21 protein-coding genes and 1 tRNA gene are annotated in these 18595 nt (G+C 60.5%); 6 read left to right on the forward strand and 16 right to left on the reverse strand.

Annotation, left to right across the window (positions count from 1 at the left end; all coding sequences use genetic code 11):
• The first annotated feature begins 13 nt into the window (after nt 1-13).
• The gene (gene greA / locus H0274_RS04025; protein ID WP_226793053.1) at nt 14-481 is read left to right on the forward strand and encodes a transcription elongation factor GreA; all 468 of its coding nucleotides are present in this window, start codon (nt 14-16) and stop codon (nt 479-481) included.
• Here the strand turns inward: greA and H0274_RS04030 are convergent.
• The 6 genes from H0274_RS04030 to H0274_RS04055 form a co-directional block, all read right to left on the reverse strand.
• Entirely contained in the window at nt 474-965 is a 492-nt protein-coding gene (locus tag H0274_RS04030) for a GNAT family N-acetyltransferase (RefSeq protein WP_226793054.1), read from the reverse strand. The two genes, greA and H0274_RS04030, sit on opposite strands and share 8 nt — an antisense overlap.
• Nucleotides 962-1189 (reverse strand): DUF4170 domain-containing protein, encoded by a 228-nt coding sequence (locus H0274_RS04035; protein ID WP_226793055.1) that lies wholly within the window; start codon nt 1187-1189, stop codon nt 962-964. Before H0274_RS04035 ends, H0274_RS04030 begins: the two co-directional genes overlap by 4 nt.
• A 90-nt stretch (nt 1190-1279) precedes the next feature.
• Nucleotides 1280-1711, reverse strand: coding sequence for a hypothetical protein (locus H0274_RS04040; protein ID WP_226793056.1), 432 nt, complete (start codon nt 1709-1711; stop codon nt 1280-1282).
• Nucleotides 1704-2051 carry a hypothetical protein gene (locus H0274_RS04045; protein ID WP_226793057.1) on the reverse strand — a complete coding sequence of 116 codons (348 nt, stop codon included), beginning with the start codon at nt 2049-2051 and terminating at the stop codon, nt 1704-1706. The genes H0274_RS04040 and H0274_RS04045 overlap by 8 nt, the downstream gene beginning before the upstream one ends.
• Nucleotides 2048-2506 (reverse strand): phage holin family protein, encoded by a 459-nt coding sequence (locus H0274_RS04050; RefSeq protein WP_226793058.1) that lies wholly within the window; start codon nt 2504-2506, stop codon nt 2048-2050. The genes H0274_RS04045 and H0274_RS04050 overlap by 4 nt, the downstream gene beginning before the upstream one ends.
• A 19-nt stretch (nt 2507-2525) precedes the next feature.
• A complete protein-coding gene (locus H0274_RS04055; protein ID WP_226793059.1) occupies nt 2526-3056 on the reverse strand; it encodes a hypothetical protein in 531 nt (176 codons plus the stop codon).
• 167 nt (nt 3057-3223) lie between these two features.
• On the opposite strand from H0274_RS04055, the gene eno reads away from it, so the two are divergent.
• Both eno and H0274_RS04065 read left to right on the forward strand, forming a co-directional pair.
• A complete protein-coding gene (eno, locus tag H0274_RS04060) occupies nt 3224-4510 on the forward strand; it encodes a phosphopyruvate hydratase (protein ID WP_226793061.1) in 1287 nt (428 codons plus the stop codon).
• 143 nt (nt 4511-4653) lie between these two features.
• Nucleotides 4654-6714: a M13 family metallopeptidase gene (locus tag H0274_RS04065; protein WP_226793063.1), complete on the forward strand. Its 2061-nt coding sequence runs from the start codon at nt 4654-4656 to the stop codon at nt 6712-6714.
• Between the two features lie 49 nt (nt 6715-6763).
• Here the strand turns inward: H0274_RS04065 and H0274_RS04070 are convergent, their stop codons facing one another.
• The 3 genes from H0274_RS04070 to ribB are packed head-to-tail and all read right to left on the reverse strand — an operon-like array spanning nt 6764 to nt 9419.
• Entirely contained in the window at nt 6764-7693 is a 930-nt protein-coding gene (locus H0274_RS04070) for an aldo/keto reductase (RefSeq protein ID WP_226793065.1), read from the reverse strand.
• Nucleotides 7690-8109: a 6,7-dimethyl-8-ribityllumazine synthase gene (ribH, locus tag H0274_RS04075; protein WP_226793067.1), complete on the reverse strand. Its 420-nt coding sequence runs from the start codon at nt 8107-8109 to the stop codon at nt 7690-7692. The genes H0274_RS04070 and ribH overlap by 4 nt, the downstream gene beginning before the upstream one ends.
• On the reverse strand, nt 8109-9419 hold the full coding sequence (gene ribB, locus H0274_RS04080) for a 3,4-dihydroxy-2-butanone-4-phosphate synthase (protein WP_226793069.1): 1311 nt from the start codon (nt 9417-9419) through the stop codon (nt 8109-8111). The genes ribH and ribB overlap by 1 nt, the downstream gene beginning before the upstream one ends.
• Nucleotides 9420-9534: 115 nt before the next feature.
• On the opposite strand from ribB, the gene H0274_RS04085 reads away from it, so the two are divergent.
• Genes H0274_RS04085 through H0274_RS04095 form a run of 3 tightly spaced genes read left to right on the forward strand, consistent with a single transcriptional unit; the run spans nt 9535 to nt 11224 of the window.
• Nucleotides 9535-10038, forward strand: a complete 504-nt coding sequence (locus H0274_RS04085; RefSeq protein WP_226793071.1) for a flavin reductase family protein — start codon at nt 9535-9537, stop codon at nt 10036-10038.
• Between the two features lie 23 nt (nt 10039-10061).
• Nucleotides 10062-10457 (forward strand): DUF6152 family protein, encoded by a 396-nt coding sequence (locus H0274_RS04090; protein ID WP_226793073.1) that lies wholly within the window; start codon nt 10062-10064, stop codon nt 10455-10457.
• A complete protein-coding gene (locus H0274_RS04095; protein WP_226793075.1) occupies nt 10457-11224 on the forward strand; it encodes a hypothetical protein in 768 nt (255 codons plus the stop codon). The genes H0274_RS04090 and H0274_RS04095 overlap by 1 nt, the downstream gene beginning before the upstream one ends.
• Nucleotides 11225-11634: 410 nt before the next feature.
• On the opposite strand, the gene H0274_RS04100 is transcribed toward H0274_RS04095, so the two are convergent.
• The 7 genes from H0274_RS04100 to H0274_RS04130 all read right to left on the reverse strand — a co-directional run bounded on the left by H0274_RS04100 (nt 11635) and on the right by H0274_RS04130 (nt 18443).
• Nucleotides 11635-11710 (reverse strand) — tRNA-Lys (locus H0274_RS04100).
• Between the two features lie 142 nt (nt 11711-11852).
• Complete coding sequence (locus H0274_RS04105; RefSeq protein ID WP_226793077.1) at nt 11853-12416, reverse strand: hypothetical protein; 564 nt, start codon at nt 12414-12416, stop codon at nt 11853-11855.
• Between the two features lie 226 nt (nt 12417-12642).
• On the reverse strand, nt 12643-13758 hold the full coding sequence (gene rodA, locus H0274_RS04110; protein WP_226793079.1) for a rod shape-determining protein RodA: 1116 nt from the start codon (nt 13756-13758) through the stop codon (nt 12643-12645).
• Complete coding sequence (gene mrdA, locus H0274_RS04115; protein ID WP_226793081.1) at nt 13755-15869, reverse strand: penicillin-binding protein 2; 2115 nt, start codon at nt 15867-15869, stop codon at nt 13755-13757. Before mrdA ends, rodA begins: the two co-directional genes overlap by 4 nt.
• Before the next feature lie 5 nt (nt 15870-15874).
• On the reverse strand, nt 15875-16417 hold the full coding sequence (locus tag H0274_RS04120; protein ID WP_226793083.1) for a rod shape-determining protein MreD: 543 nt from the start codon (nt 16415-16417) through the stop codon (nt 15875-15877).
• A 26-nt stretch (nt 16418-16443) separates the two neighbouring features.
• Complete coding sequence (gene mreC, locus H0274_RS04125; RefSeq protein WP_226793085.1) at nt 16444-17331, reverse strand: rod shape-determining protein MreC; 888 nt, start codon at nt 17329-17331, stop codon at nt 16444-16446.
• A gap of 65 nt (nt 17332-17396) precedes the next feature.
• Nucleotides 17397-18443 (reverse strand): rod shape-determining protein, encoded by a 1047-nt coding sequence (locus H0274_RS04130; RefSeq protein WP_226793087.1) that lies wholly within the window; start codon nt 18441-18443, stop codon nt 17397-17399.
• Nucleotides 18444-18595: the final 152 nt, after the last annotated feature.

Consider the following 18595-nt stretch of genomic DNA (forward strand, 5'->3'; position numbering starts at 1 on the left):
CAGGGGTTGTTTAATGGAAAAAGTCCCCATGCTGGCGGAAGGCTACGAAATGCTGACCGCCGAATTGAATCTCTTGCGGGCCGAGCGGCCGAAGATCGTCGACGCGATCGAGGAGGCGCGCGAGCACGGCGATCTCTCTGAAAACGCCGAGTATCATGCCGCCAAGGAACGTCAGGGCCAGGTTGAGGCCCAGATCGCCGATATCGAAGACAAGGTCAGCCGCGCGCAGATCATCGATCCGGCGACGCTTTCGGGTGACCGCATCATCTTCGGCGCGACCGTGACCCTGCTTGACGAAGACGACAAGCCGAGCCGTTATCAGATCGTCGGCCAGACCGAGGCCGATGTGAAGAAGGGGCGGATTTCCTATAATTCGCCTCTGGGTAAGGCACTGATCGGCCGCAAGGTAGGCGATGAAGTCGAGGTGACCGTGCCTTCAGGCGATCGTTTCTATCTGGTGGACAAGATCGAGTTCATCTGACCGGGATGGCGGCTGCAATGTTCAGCCGCTTTTCCATCGCATAATTGTGGATCCCGACGCCGTCGATTACGAAATCCCGTCGATGCGATACAGAATATCCTGCCCGCTCGAACACCGGACGGGCGACTTCGCTCGCTTCTGTAAACAGACGCGTAACACCGTTCGCTCGCGCTATTTCCTCGGCATGGGCGATGAGGGCACTTGCATGGCCGCGCCCGGAATGGCCGGGATGGCAATAGAGCCGGTCAAAATGGCCATCCTGTTCCAGCAATGCATAAGCCGCTGGTGAATCGCCATTATCCGTCGCGATGAAGATCATCGCCCCGTCAGCGGCCCGTCTTTCGTAAATATCGGCATCCGGCACGCGTTCCCGCCACGCCATTATCTGATCGGAGGAATAGTGCCGTGAACCTAGGCCGGTGATGGAGGCAATGCACAATTCGCGCAAAGCTGTCCCATCACCGGGCCTGAAATTCCGGATCATTGACCGGGGAGCTTGGGCTCCAGCAGGCGATGCAGATGCACGATGACATATTTCATCTCGGCATCGTCCACGGTGCGCTGGGCCCAGCCGCGCCAGGCTTCTTCGGCGGCGGCATAATTATCGTAGAACCCTACGACATGGATGTCCTTGAGATCCTGGAATTCGCACGTCATGGGATCGGTCACCCGTCCACCCATGACAAGGTGAAGAAGCTGATTGGCCATCAAATCGCCCTGTTGAATTTGCAGTGAGTTTCGGCCCCCGCATAGAGAGGTTTGCCGGGCGCTGGCAAGCCTTGCGAGGGCCTGAATGGCCTATTCTGTGACGGAAATCTCGGGTTCTGCCTTCGTCGCGCTCTTTTCCGGCGTCAATTTACGTTTCAGCTTGGCCGCGCCGCCGGTGATTGCGTCTCCGATCTGGCCCAGCCGGTCGCGGGCAGGCTCTTCCTTCTCATCGGTCGTGTCGAGCATTTGTCTGCCGTAGAGTATCCCCAATTCGGCGATACCGGCGATCAGCCCCACTGCATTCTTGCTGAGGCGGCGAGTTGGTGAACGCGGGACCAGCGTGCTCAGGGCCACGCCGATGGCCAGCCCGCCAGCGATCAGCATCAAGGGATGTTCGCGCGCGACTGACGTCAGCCGGTCCCGTGCAACCGCAGCGCCCTGGGAAAGAGCGCTACGCTCCGCCTGGCGGGCCTTGCCGGCTTCGATCCTCTGCCGAAGTTCCATTCTCTTCGCATCACTCATGGTCACCATCCTCGCGGGAGTCCGTTGCCCCTTCTTCCCCTGTCTCTTCTTCGCGCTTCCCGGTAAGCCGGGCAAGCGTTGATAGGATCGGTTTGTGCGCCAGCCACAGGCCCGCTGCTGCAAGAGCTGCAATTATCGGCGCCTTATGCCGATCCGCGAACTCGATGGCCGCATCGCTTGCTTCATCCGCACGAGCTCCGATCCGGTCTGCAATGCGCTGGCCGAGCGCGCTGGGCGTGATTTCCTTGCGCGTATTCGCCAGCCCGGAGAAAAAAATGCCGCGTGCGGCATCGCGCAAGGCACGATCCTCCTCAAGCTGCGCTTCAAGCTCGCCGCTCATTCCCATTCACCCCCGTCGGCTTCCTCATCTTCCGCATTGTTGCCGAAGGCGCGCATCATGGCCTTTGCCTTGGCCTGGGCGATTCTGATCAGAGCGAATGCGGTGACCAGCAGAACCACAAAAACTATGGCAGTTGCGCCAATGGCGCCAACCAGCGGCGTGAGGGCAAGCAAGGCCCCGAGAACCAGCGCGACGATTGCCAGGACCACCAGCAGCGCAGCAATGCCACCGGCAATGAACAGGACCTTCGCCTGCTGGCCGATATAGGCTGCCCGCGTCTTCTGATAGGCGATTTCGGCATCCGCATAGGTTCGCCCATCCTCGATCAGGGTGGCGAGATCATCGAACAGCGAAGATGTACCAGTGTCCTGTTGGCGGCCCTCATCCTGCGGAACCGGGCCGGCAACGGGGTCATCTGGCGATTGGGCTGTCATGCGGCGGGGTGAACCGTCCATGGAGGCCCCTGTCAACGGATTACTTCGAGCTGGAGAACAGGCGAGCAACCAGGAAGCCTGCCACTGCGGCAAGGCCAACGGCAAGGCCGGGGCTCTTGCGGACGAACTCCCGGGCATCCTCGCCCAGTTCATCGAGTTCCTTCGCGTCGATCTTCTCTGCCGTTTCCTTCATCTTGCGGGAGGCAGAACGGGCATAATCGCCATATTTCGCGCCGAAGCGATCATCGATCGTGGAGGCATTGTCCTCAACCAGCTTGCCAAGGCCGGCGATGGCATCGCTGGTACGGGTCTTGCCTTCGGCGGCCAGTTCGCCGGCCTTTGCCTTGGCCTGTTCGCCATAGGCTTTGGCATCCTCCATCCAGTCGCCGGATTTTGCGGTCGCCCGTTCCCGGGCTTCAGCGGTGAGGGCCGCGGCGCCAGCCTTGGCTTCCTCAATCGCGCGGGTGAACTTCTGCTTTGCCTCGTCCGTGTGGCTGGCGGGTGCCTTTGCCTTGGCGGCGGGCTTTGCCTTCGTCGTCTTGGCGGGAGTTTTCGCGGGGGTCTGTGCCATCGGATTGAGTCCTTTCACCCTTGGGGATTGAGGCTATGATGTTGAAGCGGCCGGGCGCCGCCTCTTCTTAAATAGGAAACGTGGCTTGCTTGCCAATGTCCCACTGACTAGGAGGCCCGCATTTCCATTATTGCACCGCATCATAGCAGCCGGAGCCTTAATTCACCATGACCGCAATCATTGATATCCATGGCCGCGAAATTCTCGACAGCCGGGGCAATCCCACCGTCGAGGTCGATGTTCTGCTGGAAGATGGCAGTTTTGGCCGGGCCGCAGTGCCTTCTGGTGCGTCGACGGGTGCCCACGAAGCGGTGGAATTGCGCGACGGGGACAAGGGCCGTTATCTCGGCAAGGGCGTGCTCAAGGCCGTGGATGCGGTAAACGGAGAGATTTCCGAGACGCTTCTTGGCCTCGATGCCGAAGATCAGCGCGAAATCGACCTGGTGATGATCGCGCTGGACGATACTGAGAACAAGGCTCGCCTGGGGGCGAATGCCATTCTCGGCACGAGTCTGGCCGTGGCGAAGGCTGCGGCCAATGCGCGCGGCCTGCCGCTCTATTCCTATATCGGCGGCGTTTCGGCCCATGTGCTGCCGGTGCCGATGATGAACATCATCAACGGCGGCGAGCATGCCGACAACCCCATAGACTTCCAGGAATTCATGATCATGCCCGTCGGGGCTGACAGTATTGCCGAGGCAGTGCGCTGGGGCGCCGAGATCTTCCACACGCTGAAGAAGGGGCTTTCCGAGAAGGGGCTTTCTACCGCGGTGGGTGATGAAGGCGGGTTCGCGCCCAATCTCGCCAGCACCCGCGCTGCGCTCGACTTCGTGATGGAATCCATTGCCAAGGCGGGCTTCAAGCCGGGTGTGGACGTTGCTCTGGCGCTGGACTGCGCCTCCACGGAATTCTTCAAGGCTGGCAAATACGAAATCAGCGGCGAAGGTCTTTCGCTGAGCCCGGCCGAAATGGCCGATTACCTCGCGGATCTCTGCGCCGCCTATCCGATCCGTTCGATCGAGGACGGCATGGCGGAAGACGATTTCGAAGGCTGGAAGGCGTTGACCGACAAGATCGGCAGCAAGGTGCAGCTGGTTGGTGACGATTTGTTCGTGACCAATCCCAAGCGCCTTGTGATGGGAATCGAGAAGGGCCTTGCCAACTCGCTTCTGGTCAAGGTGAACCAGATCGGCAGTCTGACCGAAACGCTGGAAGCAGTGTCCGTCGCTAACCGTGCCGGTTATACTGCCGTGATGAGCCACCGCTCGGGCGAGACCGAGGATTCGACCATCGCGGATCTCGCGGTCGCCACCAATTGCGGGCAGATCAAGACGGGTAGCCTTGCCCGCTCCGATCGGCTCGCGAAGTACAACCAGCTTATCCGCATCGAGGAAGAGCTGGGCGACAGCGCGTATTATGCGGGCGCCGGTTGCTTCGGCCGTCTGCAGGCCTGAGCAAACCCGCATCCTTCGACCAACAGTATCCCGCTCTCGACGAGCGGGATACTTTTCGGTCATTCTTCGTCCTATCAGGTTCCGTATGAAACCATGTTGCGCGCGGCGGGAGATGCTGCGCGTGGCCGGACGAAGGGACTGACATGAAGAATAGCCTGATCGCGGCGCTGCTGCTTGGCACTGCCGCAATCATCGCCGGGCCAGTGGCCTGTTCCAGCGGAACCGAGACGTTCGCCACCGGCACCGGACTGGGGATCGAAAAGGGCTGGATGGATACCTCGGTCAAGCCGGGGGATGATTTCTATGCCTTTGCCAACGGCACCTGGAACAAGACGACCGAGATTCCCGCGGATCGCGCCAGCACTGGCGGTTTCGTCATCGCCTTTAACGAGACGGAAAAGCAGCTCGACGCGCTGATCAGGAATATCGCCACATCCGATGCTGCGGATGACACTGCGGAAGGGCGGATCCGCAACCTCTACAGATCCTACATGGATACCGGCGCTATCGAGAAGGCGGGACTAGGTCCGATAAAGCCCGATCTGAATCGGTTCGCTGCCATCAAGGACAGGAAGAGCCTTTCGGCGGTAATCGGCAGCCAATTGCGCGCCGATGTCGATCCGCTCAACGCGACGGATTTCGGCACCGAGAACCTGTTCGGCATCTTCGTGACGCAGGCGCTTTCCGGCGGGGAAGTGGTGCCCTACCTACTCCAGGGCGGCCTGGGTTTGCCGGAGCGGAAATATTATCTCTCTTCCGATCCGGAAATGGCGAAGCTGCGTGGGGCCTATCGTCAATATATCCAGGATGTCTTTGCCTCGGCGGGAGAGGGTAACTCCGCCGCGAAGGCCGGACGGGTGTTCGATCTCGAGATGAAGATCGCCCGGGCTCATGCAAGCCGGGAAGAAAGCGAAAGCTTCACCCAATCGGCAACGCTGTGGACGCGGGCTGAGCTGGAGAAAAATGCGCCGGGGGCGGATTGGGCCGCTTTGCTCGACGCGGCGCAACTGGGCCAGCAGGGTAAATTCGCCGCTTATCATCCGGGGGCGATCAAGGGGCTTTCAAAGCTGATCGCCAGCGAACCGCTGGACGCATGGAAGGACTGGCTGGCGTTCCACCAGATCAACACCAATGCCGACGTTCTGCCGGCGAAATTCGATAGCCTGCATTTCGCCTTTTACGGCACGACCTTGTCCGGCACGCCCGAGCAACGCAGCCGGGATAAACGCGCATTGGCGACGGTGAGCGAGTTGCTGGGAGACGACCTCGGCCAGCTCTATGTGGCGAAATATTTCCCCGCTTCGGCCAAGGCGCAGATCGAAGGGATTGTGGGCAATATCAAGCGCGCCTTTGGCGTGAGAGTGCAGGCGATTGACTGGCTTGCTTCGGAAACCAAGGCAGAGGCGTTGAAGAAGGTCGAAACGATCCAGGTGGGCGTCGGCTATTCTGATAAATGGCGCGATTTCTCGTCTGTGAAGATTGCGGCGGGTAGCCCATATGCGGATGTGCAGGCTGCTCGGAAGGCTGAATATGCACATCAGCTTGGCAAGATCGGCAAACCGCTGGACAAGGCCGAATGGTGGATGACGCCGCAAACCGTCAACGCGGTGAATCTGCCCGTGCAGAATGCGCTGAACTTCCCGGCGGCGATCCTGCAGCGCCCCTTCTTCGATCCGCGGGCTGATCCTGCCTATAATTACGGGGCTATCGGCGCGGTGATCGGTCACGAAATCAGCCACAGCTTCGATAATAATGGTGCGGAATTCGATTCCGTTGGTGCATTGCGCAACTGGTGGACCGATGCGGACCGCAAAAGGTTCGAGGAAGCAGGCCAGAAGCTGGCGGCCCAATTCGACAGCTATGAGCCGTTTCCGGGTTTACATGTGAACGGCAAGCTCACTCTGGGTGAGAACATTGCCGACGTTGCAGGCCTTGCGGCCGCTTACGACGCCTATCGCGCTTCGCTGGGTGGTAAGGAAGCGCCAGTGATTGACGGTTTCACCGGAGATCAGCGCTTCTTTATCGCCTATGCCCAGGCATGGGCCACAAAGATGCGCGATGCGGCACTGCGCCAGCGGATCGCCACACCGGGCATGTATCGTGCGTTGACCGTGCGTAACCTCGATGCCTGGTACAAGGCGTTTGACGTCAACCCGGGTGACAAGCTGTATCTAGCGCCGGAAGAACGTGTGCGGATCTGGTAAACCTGAAAAACAGGGGCGCCTCAGCCGAAACTGAGGCGCCCCGTTTGTTTCAGGCGGAGCCGGCAGCAGAAAGCTGAGCCAGTTGCTCGCCGCTGAGTTCGAGTGAGACGGCTTCCAGCAAGGCGTCGAGCTGTTCCGGAGTGCGTGCGCTCGCGATAGGGGCGGCAATGCCGGACTGAGCGTTGATCCACGCCAGGGCGATCGCGGCATGGCTGGCGCCGGTCTCCGCCGCGATCACGTCCATCACGCCCAGGATCGGCAGGCCCTGTTCGAAAAAGCGGTCCATCCCATATCCACGTGCGGACTGGCCGAAATCATCCCGCGAGCGATATTTGCCGGTCAGAAAGCCTGAGGCGAGGCCGAAATAGGGCAGGGCGGCAATATCGCGCGCCACGCACAAATCCTGCACCGGGCCTTCATAATCGCTGCGGCGAACGAGATTATACTCGTTCTGCAGCACGCTATAGGCTGTCTGCCCGGCAGCTTCCGCCGTTTCGATAGCGGCGATCAGGCGATCCGCCGTAAAGTTGGAAGCGCCCAGTTCGCGAACCTTGCCAGCCTTTACCAGCGCATCGAAACCACCGGCTACTTCGTCGAGAGGAACGGTCTGATCGTCCCGATGGGCGTAATAGAGATCTACATAATCGGTGCGCAGCCGTTCGAGCGATTTATCCAGTTCGGCAGCCACCTTTTCGGGCGCGAGGTCGCCCGGATTGCAGTGCATTCCGGTTTTGGTAGCGATCAGCATGTCGGAGCGGACGCCCCGTGCTTCCAGCCATTTGCCGATCATGGCCTCGCTCTCGCCGCCGACATGGCCGGGTGCCCAGTCGGAATAGCCCTGAGCGGTATCGACCATGCGACCGCCGGCCTCATAGAACTTGTCGAGCACCGCATAGCTCGCATCCTGATCGGCGGTCCAGCCGAATACGTTTCCGCCCAGACACAGGCGGATGCCGCCGATTGCAGGATGCTTGCTCATGTGAATCTCTCCCTGATGGCCAGCAGGGCCAATGCCGCCTTCGCCGCTTCGCCGCCCTTGTCCTTCTGGGCAGGATCGGCACGGACCAGCGCCTGCGCTTCGTTCTCCACGGTAAGGATACCGTTGCCGATCGCAAGCCCGTCCATGGTCAGGGCCATGATCCCTCGCGCACTTTCTCCGGCGACAATTTCGAAATGATAGGTTTCGCCGCGGATCACCACGCCTATACCGACGTAGCCGTCATAGCGGCCGCTTTCGCTGGCCAGAGCAATCGCGCCAGGAATTTCGAGCGCGCCCGGTACGGTGAGCACTTCAACCGAATGCCCTGCTGTTTCCAGGGCGGCGCGGGCTCCAGCCACCAGCATATCGTTCAAATGATCATAGAAGCGCGCTTCGACGATAAGGAAATTTGCCATCATGCGGCTCCTTCAGTGAGAATGGGACGTTCGCCGACAATCGAAAGATCATATCCTTCGAGGCCGACCAGCGAATGCTGGGTATTGGTGAGCAGGATCATGTCATGCACGCCCAGTTCAGCCAGAATCTGGGCTCCAACGCCATAGTCGCGCTGTTCCTGCGCCATGTCTTCCGATTTGTCGCTCTGCGTTACGGGTTGCTCACGGCGGAGGATTGAACGGCTGGCGAAATTGGGGCTGGGGCGATTGATAAGCACCACCACGCCTGCGCCTTCTTCCCCGATGGCCCGCATGGCACCTTCCAGCAGACCCTGCCGGCGCCCGGCTTCGGCGAATACGTCATCGAATACGGACATGGCGTGCATCCGCACCAGTGTCGGTTTTGCCGGATCGATATTGCCTTTGACGAGCGCCATGGTCTCATCCCTGGTGGCCCTGTTATAAAAGCTCACCGCTCGCCATTCGCCGCCCCAGCGGCTGACAAAGCGGGTTTCGGCGGTCTTCTCCACCAGATGATCATGCTTGCGGCGATAGGCGATCAGGTCACGGATCGTACCCATCTTGAGATTGTGCATGCGCGCGAAGCGGATCAGGTCGTCCATCCGCGCCATGGTGCCGTCTTCATTCATGATCTCGCAGATCACGCCCGAGGGATTGAGGCCGGCGAGGCGGGATATGTCTACCGAGGCTTCCGTATGGCCCGCCCGCACGAGCACTCCGCCGTCCTTGGCGACGAGGGGAAATACATGGCCGGGTGTGACGATATCCTCCGGCCCCTTGGCCGCATCGATTGCCACGGAAATCGTTCGCGCCCTGTCACCCGCGCTGATTCCCGTGGTCACGCCCACTCGGGCTTCGATCGAGGTTGTAAAAGCGGTTTCATGCCTCGTGCGATTGTTGCGGCTCATCAATTCGAGCCCCAACTGATCTACTCGTGCTTTGGTGAGGGCCAGGCAGACGAGTCCGCGGCCATAAGTGGCCATGAAATTGATCGCATCGGGTGTGGCCATCTGGCCGGGAATGATCAGGTCGCCCTCATTCTCGCGATCTTCGTCATCCACGAGGATATACATGCGTCCATTTCGCGCCTCCTCGATGATCTGTTCGATCGGAACCAGCACGGGCGCATCGTCATTGGCGTTGAGGAAACGCTCCAGCTTGGCCAGCGTTTCTGCCGTAGGGTTCCATCCCGGGTCGGTGCAGTCACGCAACGTATTGGCATGAAGTCCTGCGGCGCGCGCAAGGCCGGCGCGTGACATGCGCCCTTCGCTGACGATCTCGCGAACGCGAGTGATGGTCTGATTGCTCATGGGCAGCAATTAATCACACTATAATGTGATTGCAAGGAAGGCGATACACATTCCATTGGCGCTGGGGCCGTGGCAAGGTTAAACCCGTGCCTGACTGATGCGATATGGAGATTTCATGGGCCAGAATGACATTCTTGACGCTTTCCGCAGCGCCATGCGCCATGTGGCCGCCACCGTCTATGCCGTGACCACAGGCCATGACGGAGAGCGTTTCGGTATTCTCGCCACGGCAGTCAGTTCCCTCAGCTTCGATCCGCCTTCCTTGCTGGTGTGTATCAACCGGGCCGGCTCTCTCCACGAACCGATTGCATCCACCGACCGCTTTTGCGTGAACGTGCTGGGGGTCGGCAATCGCGACGTGGCGGATTGCTTCGCGCGCGGTGGCACCGGGGAAGAACGCTTCTCGATTGGCGATTGGGTGGAAGAACAGGGTGTTCCGGTCCTTGCGAGCGCCCAATCCAGCCTGGTTTGCCGGATCGCGCATCGCCACGCCTTTGGTACGCACACGATCATCATCGGGGAATTGATCGCAGCGCGACATAGGGAAAACGCTAAGCCGCTGACATATTACGACGGACGGTATATCGACATTACCGAAGCGCCCGATCAGCAACCTTAGCGAATCGACGGAGAGACTATCACATGCAGAAATGCTGGAGTGTACCGGCGGCAGTGCTTGCACTGCTGGCGCCGGTGGCGGCGCACGCGCATCATTCATTCGCGGCCTTTTTCGATCCCGAAAAGATCATCACCATCAAGGGCACAGTAACGGAGTTCCGTTTCACCAATCCCCACGGCACCGTTGCGCTCGACGTGAAGGGTAAGGATGGCAAGGTCGTCCACTGGCGCGCCGAAACCAATGCGCCGGTCATCCTGGTGCGTCGCGGCTGGAGCCGGGACATCATCAAACCCGGCGACACCATCTCGGTGGAAGGCTGGGTTTCGCGGGATGGGAAGCCCTATCTCCGCCTGAAGCAGGCCTTCGATGCCAGTGGCAAGCGGATCGGCAATGCGCCGTTTGGACAGGGCGACCACTGATGCGCCGCCTTGCAGTCGCGCTTTTGCCGCTCGTGGCGATTGTCGCTTCGCCTGCCTATGCTGCGGATCATCCGGACCTGAACGGCTTCTGGTATCTCGATTTTGACGAGGTTTCGCCCGTATCCAAGGACATGGTCGCGAAATTGCCGCCCAACACCGTTATTATCGACGATACGGGTGTCGCAGAATTTCCGCAGAATGAATATGGTGGCCTGAAGCTGAAGCCCGAGGCGCTGGCCAAGGCGCAGCAGTGGAAGCCCACCGATGAGATGAAGCTCACCCGCGTGTGCCTTGCACCGTCGGTGATCTATTCGATTCAGGGCCCGTTCCCGTTCGAAATCTATCAGAGCGATCAGATGATCGTCTTCAAATATGAGTATTTCGATCAGGTGCGGGTGGTGTTCATGGATGGCCGCGGTCATCCTCCGGCCGATGCAGCCCATACCAAGGTTGGACATTCGATCGGCCATTGGGAAGAGGATGAATTGGTGATCGATACCACGCATATCCTGCCTTCCACCATTACGAACAATGGCTTGGACCACAGTGCGAATATCCACATGGTCGAACGCTATCGTAAGCTGGATGACGGCACTCTGATGGCTACCCAGTGGTTTGAAGACCCGGAAACGCTCGACAACAATGGCGCCCGGATCATCCAGTGGAAGAAGATCCCCGGCCAATATGTGAACGCCTATGACTGTGATCCCAGCATAGCGCTGGAATATCAGCAGTTGGACGGCGATTCGGACAGTAGCGGCCAATAATCCAGACGGGGCGGGGCGCAGTGTGACGAACAATATTCGTCCGATGCGCCCCGCACCTGGATGGCACGCGCTTGGGTGATGCCATGCGGCCTATCCCCATAAAGCGACGTAGAAAGCGCGGATCGCCTATTGCGGCTCTTTATGCCATAATAAAGTACGCGCTGACGCACCTTGCAGACAGTCGTTCGTCGACAACTAGCCCGCAATTGGCATGTATGGTTTGTCGGTTCGCAGGACCTGCGCGCCACAGGGGATCTTCCCAGGCTGTCGGTGCTTGGCGCGGCAGGCTTGGAACTGGGGCCGGTATATAGGCCTGCAGGCTCACGGGAACGCGAAGCAATACAGGACTGCTGTGACCGTCTTTGTGAGAAGGCCTCCCTTGAGGGGTGGTTCCAAGTGTTTGGAAAGTTTGGTGGACGCACTAGGGCTCGAACCTAGGACCCGCTGATTAAGAGTCAGCTGCTCTACCAACTGAGCTATGCGTCCACACGGGCTTCTGGGCCTCTCGGCCCGTTTCCGCCGTCCGGTTGTTCACCGGAGGCGCTCCATATAGAGCCTGTTTCGCTGGTGTGAAGAGGTTTTTGCCTCAAACTGTTATTTTAGGCAAAAAATATATCAAATCAGGCGGTTATCCGCGCATTCGCGCGCGATACAGTTCCGCCATCCGCCTTGCAGCCTCGCTGGAAAGGGCCAAAAGGGAGTCGGCACTGCCCGAAGTGCAGTCATATCGCTCTATCAGCATCGCCTTGACGAGGGAGTCGATATCCTCCCGAGCCTTAGCGCGACCCCTGTCGTGATTCGCAACCACTTCGGAGACACGCATATCGCGCCCGTCCAGGCGAGCGATCATCAGGCTTAGCATGATATCCCAGACCGGGTGGCTGAGGCGGTCATCGGCAAAGGAGAGTTTCCGTCGCCGGTGTTGGGCGAGAAGGGCTTCGAAGTAGAGATGCGGGGTAGCCCCAGGGTCAGGTTGGTTGGCGCTGCTGTCGCCCTGTTGACTGCCTATCTCTTCCGGTGCTTCGGAAAGTTCGTTGGCAAGACGCAGAAGATCGCGCTGGAAATTCCACAGCGAGATGACTTCCGGTTCCTGTTCAATTCGCTCGTCCGCAGGGCTGCGCGGGCCAGTTATCGGCATCAACACCTCGTCGCGGCTCCGGATGTCCGAAACCTGCGCTGGGGGAGCATCCAATGCCCATCGAGGCGCGCAATGCGGAAGGGGCCGGGTCAGCCTTGCTCCGCAAACGTGTCTCAGCCTGGGGAGGAGACTCCGGGATAATCTGGAATCCGCCCGCGAAATCGCGACGACGGATTGATCGGCCAAGCCGATTTAAGCGGGCGGTTAACGATTTAAGTCTGCAATTGCAATCTATTTTTGTTGCAGTGCGCCATGGCTGACGAGCGCCTGTGCCGCATTGTCAGGAGAGGGAATTCTTCCCCTGCCTGCTCCAGCGGTCGACCATCATCAGCGTGCCGATGCAGATCATATTGGTCATCATGGAGGACCCCCCGTGGCTCATGAAGGGCAGGGGAATGCCCACCACGGGCGCAAGGCCCATCACCATCATCAGATTGATCGCAACATAGAAAAAGATGGTGGAGGTCATGCCTGCGGCCAGTAGCGAGCTAAACCGGTCAGGCGCCCGCCGTGCGACGCTCCATCCCCACCGCAGGATAACGCCGAAGACCAGCAGCACAGCAAGCCCGCCAGCCAGGCCCCATTCCTCGGCCATCGTGGCGAATACGAAATCGGTATGCGGTTCCGGCAGATAATTGAGGTGGCTCTGAGACCCGTTGCCGAAACCCTTGCCGAATATCCCGCCGGAGCCGATTGCGATCTTGGACTGCGTAATATGATAGCCGGCCCCCAGCGGGTCGCTCTCCGGATCGAGGAAGGTCGTCACTCGGCGGCGCTGGTAGTCATGCAAGGCGAAGAAATAGGCGAGGGGGGCGACAACAGCCGCCAGCAAGCCGCCGCCTACGAACCAGCGCATGGGCAACCCCGCCAGGAAGATGATCACTACCCCGCCGAAGCCTATGGCCAGAGCAGTACCAAGATCAGGCTGCAACAGCACCAGAGCCATGGGAAGGCCGATCAGTACACCAGCGGGAACGATGGAGCGCCAGCTGCCGACTTCGCCCGGAGGCAATGAATTATAGAAGCTCGCCAGCACGAGAACGATGGTCGGCTTCATCAATTCGGAGGGCTGGAGTACGATCGGCCCCAGATTTAGCCAGCGCTGGCTGCCGCCCCCGATCGCGCCCAAGGCCTCGACAGCCATCAACAGCAGCAACACCCCGACATAGGCGGGATAGGCGGCCCAATGGACGAGATCACGGGGGATGCGGGTCATGACCAGGGCCATCGTCATGAAGATGGCGAAGCGGAGAAGATGAGAGCCGGCAAAGGGGCTCATGCTCCCGGCTGCAGCGGAATAGAGTACTGCTGCTCCGAATGTCGTAAGGCCAACGAGCGGAATGATGACGCGCCACGGCAGCTGGGCGATAGGTGCCGGGATGACCGACCGGCTCATTGCGCGCCTCCGGCGGGCGGCAGAGCCGGCCCGGCGGGTGTCGCCTGCGGTGCCGGAGCGGGCGCCCCTGTCATGGTCGTGACCGGGGGCATTTCCTGATCCATTTCGACAGGACGGGTGATCGCAACGCCACCTTGCGGCGAATCCTCGAGCGCGGCGGCAGAGGCACGGGCATCGGCATCCGCCATCCGGGCGATGTCTTCCAGATTGGGGGGCGGTTTGGGCACGGATACGCCATATTGCGTGGCATAGGATGCATATTTGCGCGCCATGCGTTCGCGCGGAGTGCCGCCCCAGCCTTGCTCGAGCTCAAGCAGTTTTTCCATGCCCAATTGGGGATTGTAGAGGAAGGTGACCACGTCTCGCGCGATGGGATAGGCCGAACCCGATCCGCCGCCATGCTCGATCACCACCGCCCCGGCATAGCGCGGATTGTCGAAGGGAGCGAAGAAGATGAACAGGCCGTGGTCACGATGTTTCCATAGCCCGCCCTTGCCGCTCGAAATATTGAGCGACACGACCTGCGCCGTCCCGGTTTTACCGGCCATGTTGACGCCTTCGATGGGTATGCGCGCACGCCCGGCCGTGCCGGCGCCGTTCACCACTTCGTTCATCGCATTGCGGATGATCGTGGTGTGATCGCCGTGGAAGTTCATGCTCTGGAAATTGGGCTTCTTCCCGTCAAGGATCAGGCGGGGCATCACCTTGTTGCCGGTGGCGAGGCGTGTGGCCATCACCGCCAGCTGGAGCGGATTGGCGAGCATGTAGCCCTGGCCGATTGTGGCATTCACCGTATCATAAGGCTGCCATTCCCGCTTGTGCTTGCGCAGCAGCCAGGCGGGATCGGGAACGGTGCCGAAGAACTGGCTGGCGACGGGCAGGGGAAATTCCTCCTGCATGCCGAGCCGCCGCGCCATGGGAGCTATGACATCCATCCCCAGGCGCTGGGCGAAATGATAAAAATAGACGTCGCAGCTCTGGTAGATGCCCTTGGCCATGTCGACTTGGCCATGCCCGCGGCGGTTCCAGCAATGGAACACGCGGTTACCGACCTTGAGGCCGCCCCCACAAAACACGGTTTCATGGGGATCGAGCCCGGCTTCGAGAAAGCTCATCGACACCATGGGCTTTACGGTCGAGCCCGGGGGGTAAAGGCCTTTCAGAACCTTGTTGCGGAGGGGCACGTGGTCATCATCGGCCAGCATTTTCCATTCAAGACGGCCAATGCCGTCCGAAAAACTGTTGGGATCTAAGCTGGGCATCGAGGCCATGCAGAGCAGATCGCCAGTGAGGCAATCGAGCACCACGACCGAACCGGATTCCAGACCGAGCCGGCGGGCGGCGTAATCCTGTAGCGGGCCATCGATCGTGAGCTTGATCGATTTGCCCTGAACATCTTCGCGTGTTTCCAGATCGCGCACAATCTCGCCGCTGGCGGTGACTTCCACACGCCGCGCCCCGGGCTCGCCGCGCAGGGCCTGCTCGAACTGCTTTTCGATACCATCCTTGCCCAGCTTGAAACCGGGCGTGACGAGGAGAGGAATCCTCTCCTTTTCATATTCCTCGGCTGAAGCGGCGCCGACATATCCGATGAGATGCCCCACCGATGGACCGGTGGGATAATAACGTGAGAAGCCCCGCTGGGGCACTACGCCGGGCAGATCGGGCAGGCGGACACTTACGGCCGCGAACTGATTGTAATCGAGGCCACTGGCGACTTCGACGGGCTGGAAGCCGCGGGCGTCGGACAGCTTGTCTTTCAGATCCTGCACCTGAACCGGCGAGAGATTGAGCAGGCTACCGAGCGTCTCGATCTCCCGGACCGGATCGCGCATCCTGTCCGGCACGATATCCACGCGGAAATCGGCGCGGTTGGAGGCCAGAGGCGCGCCGTGCCGGTCGAGAATCCAGCCCCGGCGGGGAGGGATCAGAGACAGGTTCACGCGATTTGATTCTGCGAGCACGCGGTAGCGTTCGTTCTCCGCGACAGCCAGATAGCCCATTCGAGCCGCCAGCAGCAGGCCGACGCCGCCCTGGATGCCCCCGATCAGGAAACTGCGGCGCTGGAAGGAGTGCCGTAGGGAGCCGGCTGAATTGCGGGGCTTCGCCATGTCCGTCAGCCTATAACCTTGATGCGGAACAGGCGAACACGGTCGAAAAAGGCGACAATACGCCCGACGATCGGAAACAGCAGGATGCTGAAGGCCAGTTGCGGAATGAGCAGCAGGAAACGCTGCGGTTCGAAATTACCGCCCGCCACAAGCGCGCCGAGCACCAGATAGGCTGCAATCATGCCAGATGCCGTTGCCCAGTCCTGCCAGAAGCTGCGCCAGGGGAAGCGCGCTTCGATCGCATCCATTGCGAGCATGGCGATAGACCACAGCAGAATGGCATTGCCGAAGGGCTGGCCGCTGAAGAGATCGTCAAAGGCGCCAAGCGGAAGGCCTATCCAAGGGGGCATCAACCCCGGGCGCACGATCCGCCAGGCGAGCAGGAACATGAAGCCGAAAGGCGGCATGACCGGACCGGAGGCGATGAGCGGCAGCATGGGCGTGAGCGAACCGAGCAGGATCGTCAGCAGCGGCACCGCATGGGCAAGGATAACCGAATGATCGCGGTTGATCGTCTTGCCGAAGCTGTCGCGGTGGGTTGAGGACATGCGGGCGCCCTTGCGGTGCTCCGCCATCATTGTGGCCCTCCAGGGGCGGGCTGTGCGACAACATCTGCTGCCTGCGGAACCCAGACCGGATCGACTGCTACGTGAATCGTCGCGGCGGGATTGGCGAGGGGCAGGGCGAGCGCGCCATCATGCGTGACCTTTTCCACCACAGCCACGGCAATCCCCGGCCGGAAGATGCCGCCCGCGCCGGAAGTGACGAAAACATCGCCCTTCTTCAGCGGATTGATGCCCAGATTGATCAGCCGCAGGCGCAAAGTGCCGTCTGCCCGGCCTTCGGCGAAGGCCACGACATTGTCCGTATTGCGCCGCACCGGGACCATGCTGGCCGTATCGGTCAGCAGCATCACGCGTGAACTGCCATCCCCCACTTCCAATACGCGCCCGACGAGGCCCATCGGCGAACGGATCGGCATGCCGGGCTTGACCCCATCGTCGCTGCCTGCCGAAAGATAAGCGAAGCGCCGGGTGCTGGCGGAACTGGACCCGATCAGCCTTGCGAAGGCGACGGGCTTTACCTCCTCCTCGCGCAGGCCGAGCAGTGCCTTCAGGCGGGCATTTTCCGCTTCGACTGCCTTGGCTTCGACCAAGCGCACGCGCGCCTCTTCCATCTCGCGCTTCAGCCGGGCGTTCTTGTTGGCGGCATCAAAATAGCCGGCAACGCTTTCGATCACCCCCTGGCTATCGGAACGCACGGTCGCACCCGCCTTGCCGGCAGGGACAGTCAGATCGGTTGCCTCTGCCCGCAGCGAGGCCATCGCGTTCGGCTTCCAGACGGAAAGCAGCAGCAATCCGGCGCCGACGAGGACGCCGATGCCGGCCACGAGATATCCGGTGAAGGCGCTGAATTGCGCCTTCTTTGAATGGCCCGTGCGGCGTTTTGTCGGCGGCGCCATGCGCCCATTTCCTTATTGGGCCGGCGGACGGCCTTTATGAGCTGCCCCCCGGCGGTTGGACTGTCTCAGGCAGACATCAATACGCCGCGATAGACCGGATCTTCCATCGCCCGGCCAGTGCCCAGCGCTACGCAGGACAGCGGATCTTCCGCCACGCTCACCGGCAGGCCGGTTTCTTCGCGCAGATGCTCGTCCAGACGGCGGATCAGTGCGCCGCCACCGGTCAGTACGATGCCCTGATCGACGATGTCGGCGGCCAGTTCCGGAGCGGTATTTTCCAGCGCGATACGCACGCCTTCAACGATTGCCCCGATCGGCTCGGACAGAGCTTCGGCGATGTTCGCCTGGTTGATCGAGATTTCCTTCGGCACGCCATTCACCAGATCGCGGCCCTTGAGGGTGATGATCTCGCCCACGCCGTCTTCCGGAACGACTGCGATGCCGTAATCCTTCTTGATCCGCTCGGCAGTCGCATCGCCGATCAACAAATTGTGATGTCGGCGAACATAGGAGACGATGGCTTCGTCCATCTTGTCGCCGCCGGTGCGGACCGAAGTGGTATAGGCAAGGCCGCGCAGAGAGAGCACCGCGACTTCGGTGGTGCCGCCGCCGATGTCCACCACCATGGAGCCGACCGGTTCGGTAACCGGCATATCCGCGCCGATCGCGGCGGCCATGGGTTCGAGAATCAGAAACACTTCGGATGCGCCAGCGTTCGAAGCTGCGTCGCGAATGGCGCGGCGTTCAACGGAGGTCGAGCCGGAGGGAACGCAAACGACGATTTCCGGATAGCGCAGCAGGCTCTTCTTGCCGTGCACCTTGCGGATGAAGTGCTTGATCATTTCTTCGGCGATTTCGATGTCCGCGATCACGCCATCGCGCATCGGGCGGATGGCATCGATGTTGTCGGGCGTCTTGCCCATCATCATCTTCGCATCGTCGCCAACGGCCTTCACGCGCTTGACGCCATTGATCGTTTCGATTGCGACCACCGAAGGCTCGTTAAGCACGATACCCCGATCCTGCACATAGACCAGCGTGTTGGCAGTTCCCAGGTCGATGGCCATGTTCTGGGAGCCGAGCTTGAAGAATTTCGAAAAGAAGGAACTCATCAAGGAAATCCGTATTGTTTCCAACCCTTTTAAGGGCTCTGTTATAAAGGTCGCCGCTGCGCCGTAACGAGGGGTCGCGGCTGCTTAACGCAAGCGCCGGGCAAAGGCCAAAATTTTGTGAGGAAAGCGATGCATTTTTGGGCGGCTCGGCT

The sequence above is a fragment of the Fulverythrobacter ferritrahens genome, assembly GCF_020539485.1.
In the GTDB taxonomy this organism is placed as follows: domain Bacteria; phylum Pseudomonadota; class Alphaproteobacteria; order Sphingomonadales; family Sphingomonadaceae; genus Andeanibacterium; species Andeanibacterium ferritrahens.

What these genes read in the sequence shown, in the direction of transcription:
- H0274_RS04085 (WP_226793071.1), top strand. Translation starts at nt 9,535, where the DNA reads ATGGGCCAGAATGACATTCTTGACGCTTTCCGCAGCGCCATGCGCCAT.
- H0274_RS04090 (WP_226793073.1), top strand. Translation starts at nt 10,062, where the DNA reads ATGCAGAAATGCTGGAGTGTACCGGCGGCAGTGCTTGCACTGCTGGCG.
- H0274_RS04120 (WP_226793083.1), bottom strand. Translation starts at nt 16,417, where the DNA reads ATGTCCTCAACCCACCGCGACAGCTTCGGCAAGACGATCAACCGCGAT.
- H0274_RS04130 (WP_226793087.1), bottom strand. Translation starts at nt 18,443, where the DNA reads ATGAGTTCCTTCTTTTCGAAATTCTTCAAGCTCGGCTCCCAGAACATG.
- mreC (WP_226793085.1), bottom strand. Translation starts at nt 17,331, where the DNA reads ATGGCGCCGCCGACAAAACGCCGCACGGGCCATTCAAAGAAGGCGCAA.
- H0274_RS04070 (WP_226793065.1), bottom strand. Translation starts at nt 7,693, where the DNA reads ATGAGCAAGCATCCTGCAATCGGCGGCATCCGCCTGTGTCTGGGCGGA.
- H0274_RS04045 (WP_226793057.1), bottom strand. Translation starts at nt 2,051, where the DNA reads ATGAGCGGCGAGCTTGAAGCGCAGCTTGAGGAGGATCGTGCCTTGCGC.
- greA (WP_226793053.1), top strand. Translation starts at nt 14, where the DNA reads ATGGAAAAAGTCCCCATGCTGGCGGAAGGCTACGAAATGCTGACCGCC.
- H0274_RS04035 (WP_226793055.1), bottom strand. Translation starts at nt 1,189, where the DNA reads ATGGCCAATCAGCTTCTTCACCTTGTCATGGGTGGACGGGTGACCGAT.
- ribH (WP_226793067.1), bottom strand. Translation starts at nt 8,109, where the DNA reads ATGGCAAATTTCCTTATCGTCGAAGCGCGCTTCTATGATCATTTGAAC.
- H0274_RS04055 (WP_226793059.1), bottom strand. Translation starts at nt 3,056, where the DNA reads ATGGCACAGACCCCCGCGAAAACTCCCGCCAAGACGACGAAGGCAAAG.
- mrdA (WP_226793081.1), bottom strand. Translation starts at nt 15,869, where the DNA reads ATGGCGAAGCCCCGCAATTCAGCCGGCTCCCTACGGCACTCCTTCCAG.
- H0274_RS04095 (WP_226793075.1), top strand. Translation starts at nt 10,457, where the DNA reads ATGCGCCGCCTTGCAGTCGCGCTTTTGCCGCTCGTGGCGATTGTCGCT.
- H0274_RS04030 (WP_226793054.1), bottom strand. Translation starts at nt 965, where the DNA reads ATGATCCGGAATTTCAGGCCCGGTGATGGGACAGCTTTGCGCGAATTG.
- H0274_RS04050 (WP_226793058.1), bottom strand. Translation starts at nt 2,506, where the DNA reads ATGGACGGTTCACCCCGCCGCATGACAGCCCAATCGCCAGATGACCCC.
- ribB (WP_226793069.1), bottom strand. Translation starts at nt 9,419, where the DNA reads ATGAGCAATCAGACCATCACTCGCGTTCGCGAGATCGTCAGCGAAGGG.
- H0274_RS04065 (WP_226793063.1), top strand. Translation starts at nt 4,654, where the DNA reads ATGAAGAATAGCCTGATCGCGGCGCTGCTGCTTGGCACTGCCGCAATC.
- rodA (WP_226793079.1), bottom strand. Translation starts at nt 13,758, where the DNA reads ATGAGCCGGTCGGTCATCCCGGCACCTATCGCCCAGCTGCCGTGGCGC.
- eno (WP_226793061.1), top strand. Translation starts at nt 3,224, where the DNA reads ATGACCGCAATCATTGATATCCATGGCCGCGAAATTCTCGACAGCCGG.
- H0274_RS04040 (WP_226793056.1), bottom strand. Translation starts at nt 1,711, where the DNA reads ATGAGTGATGCGAAGAGAATGGAACTTCGGCAGAGGATCGAAGCCGGC.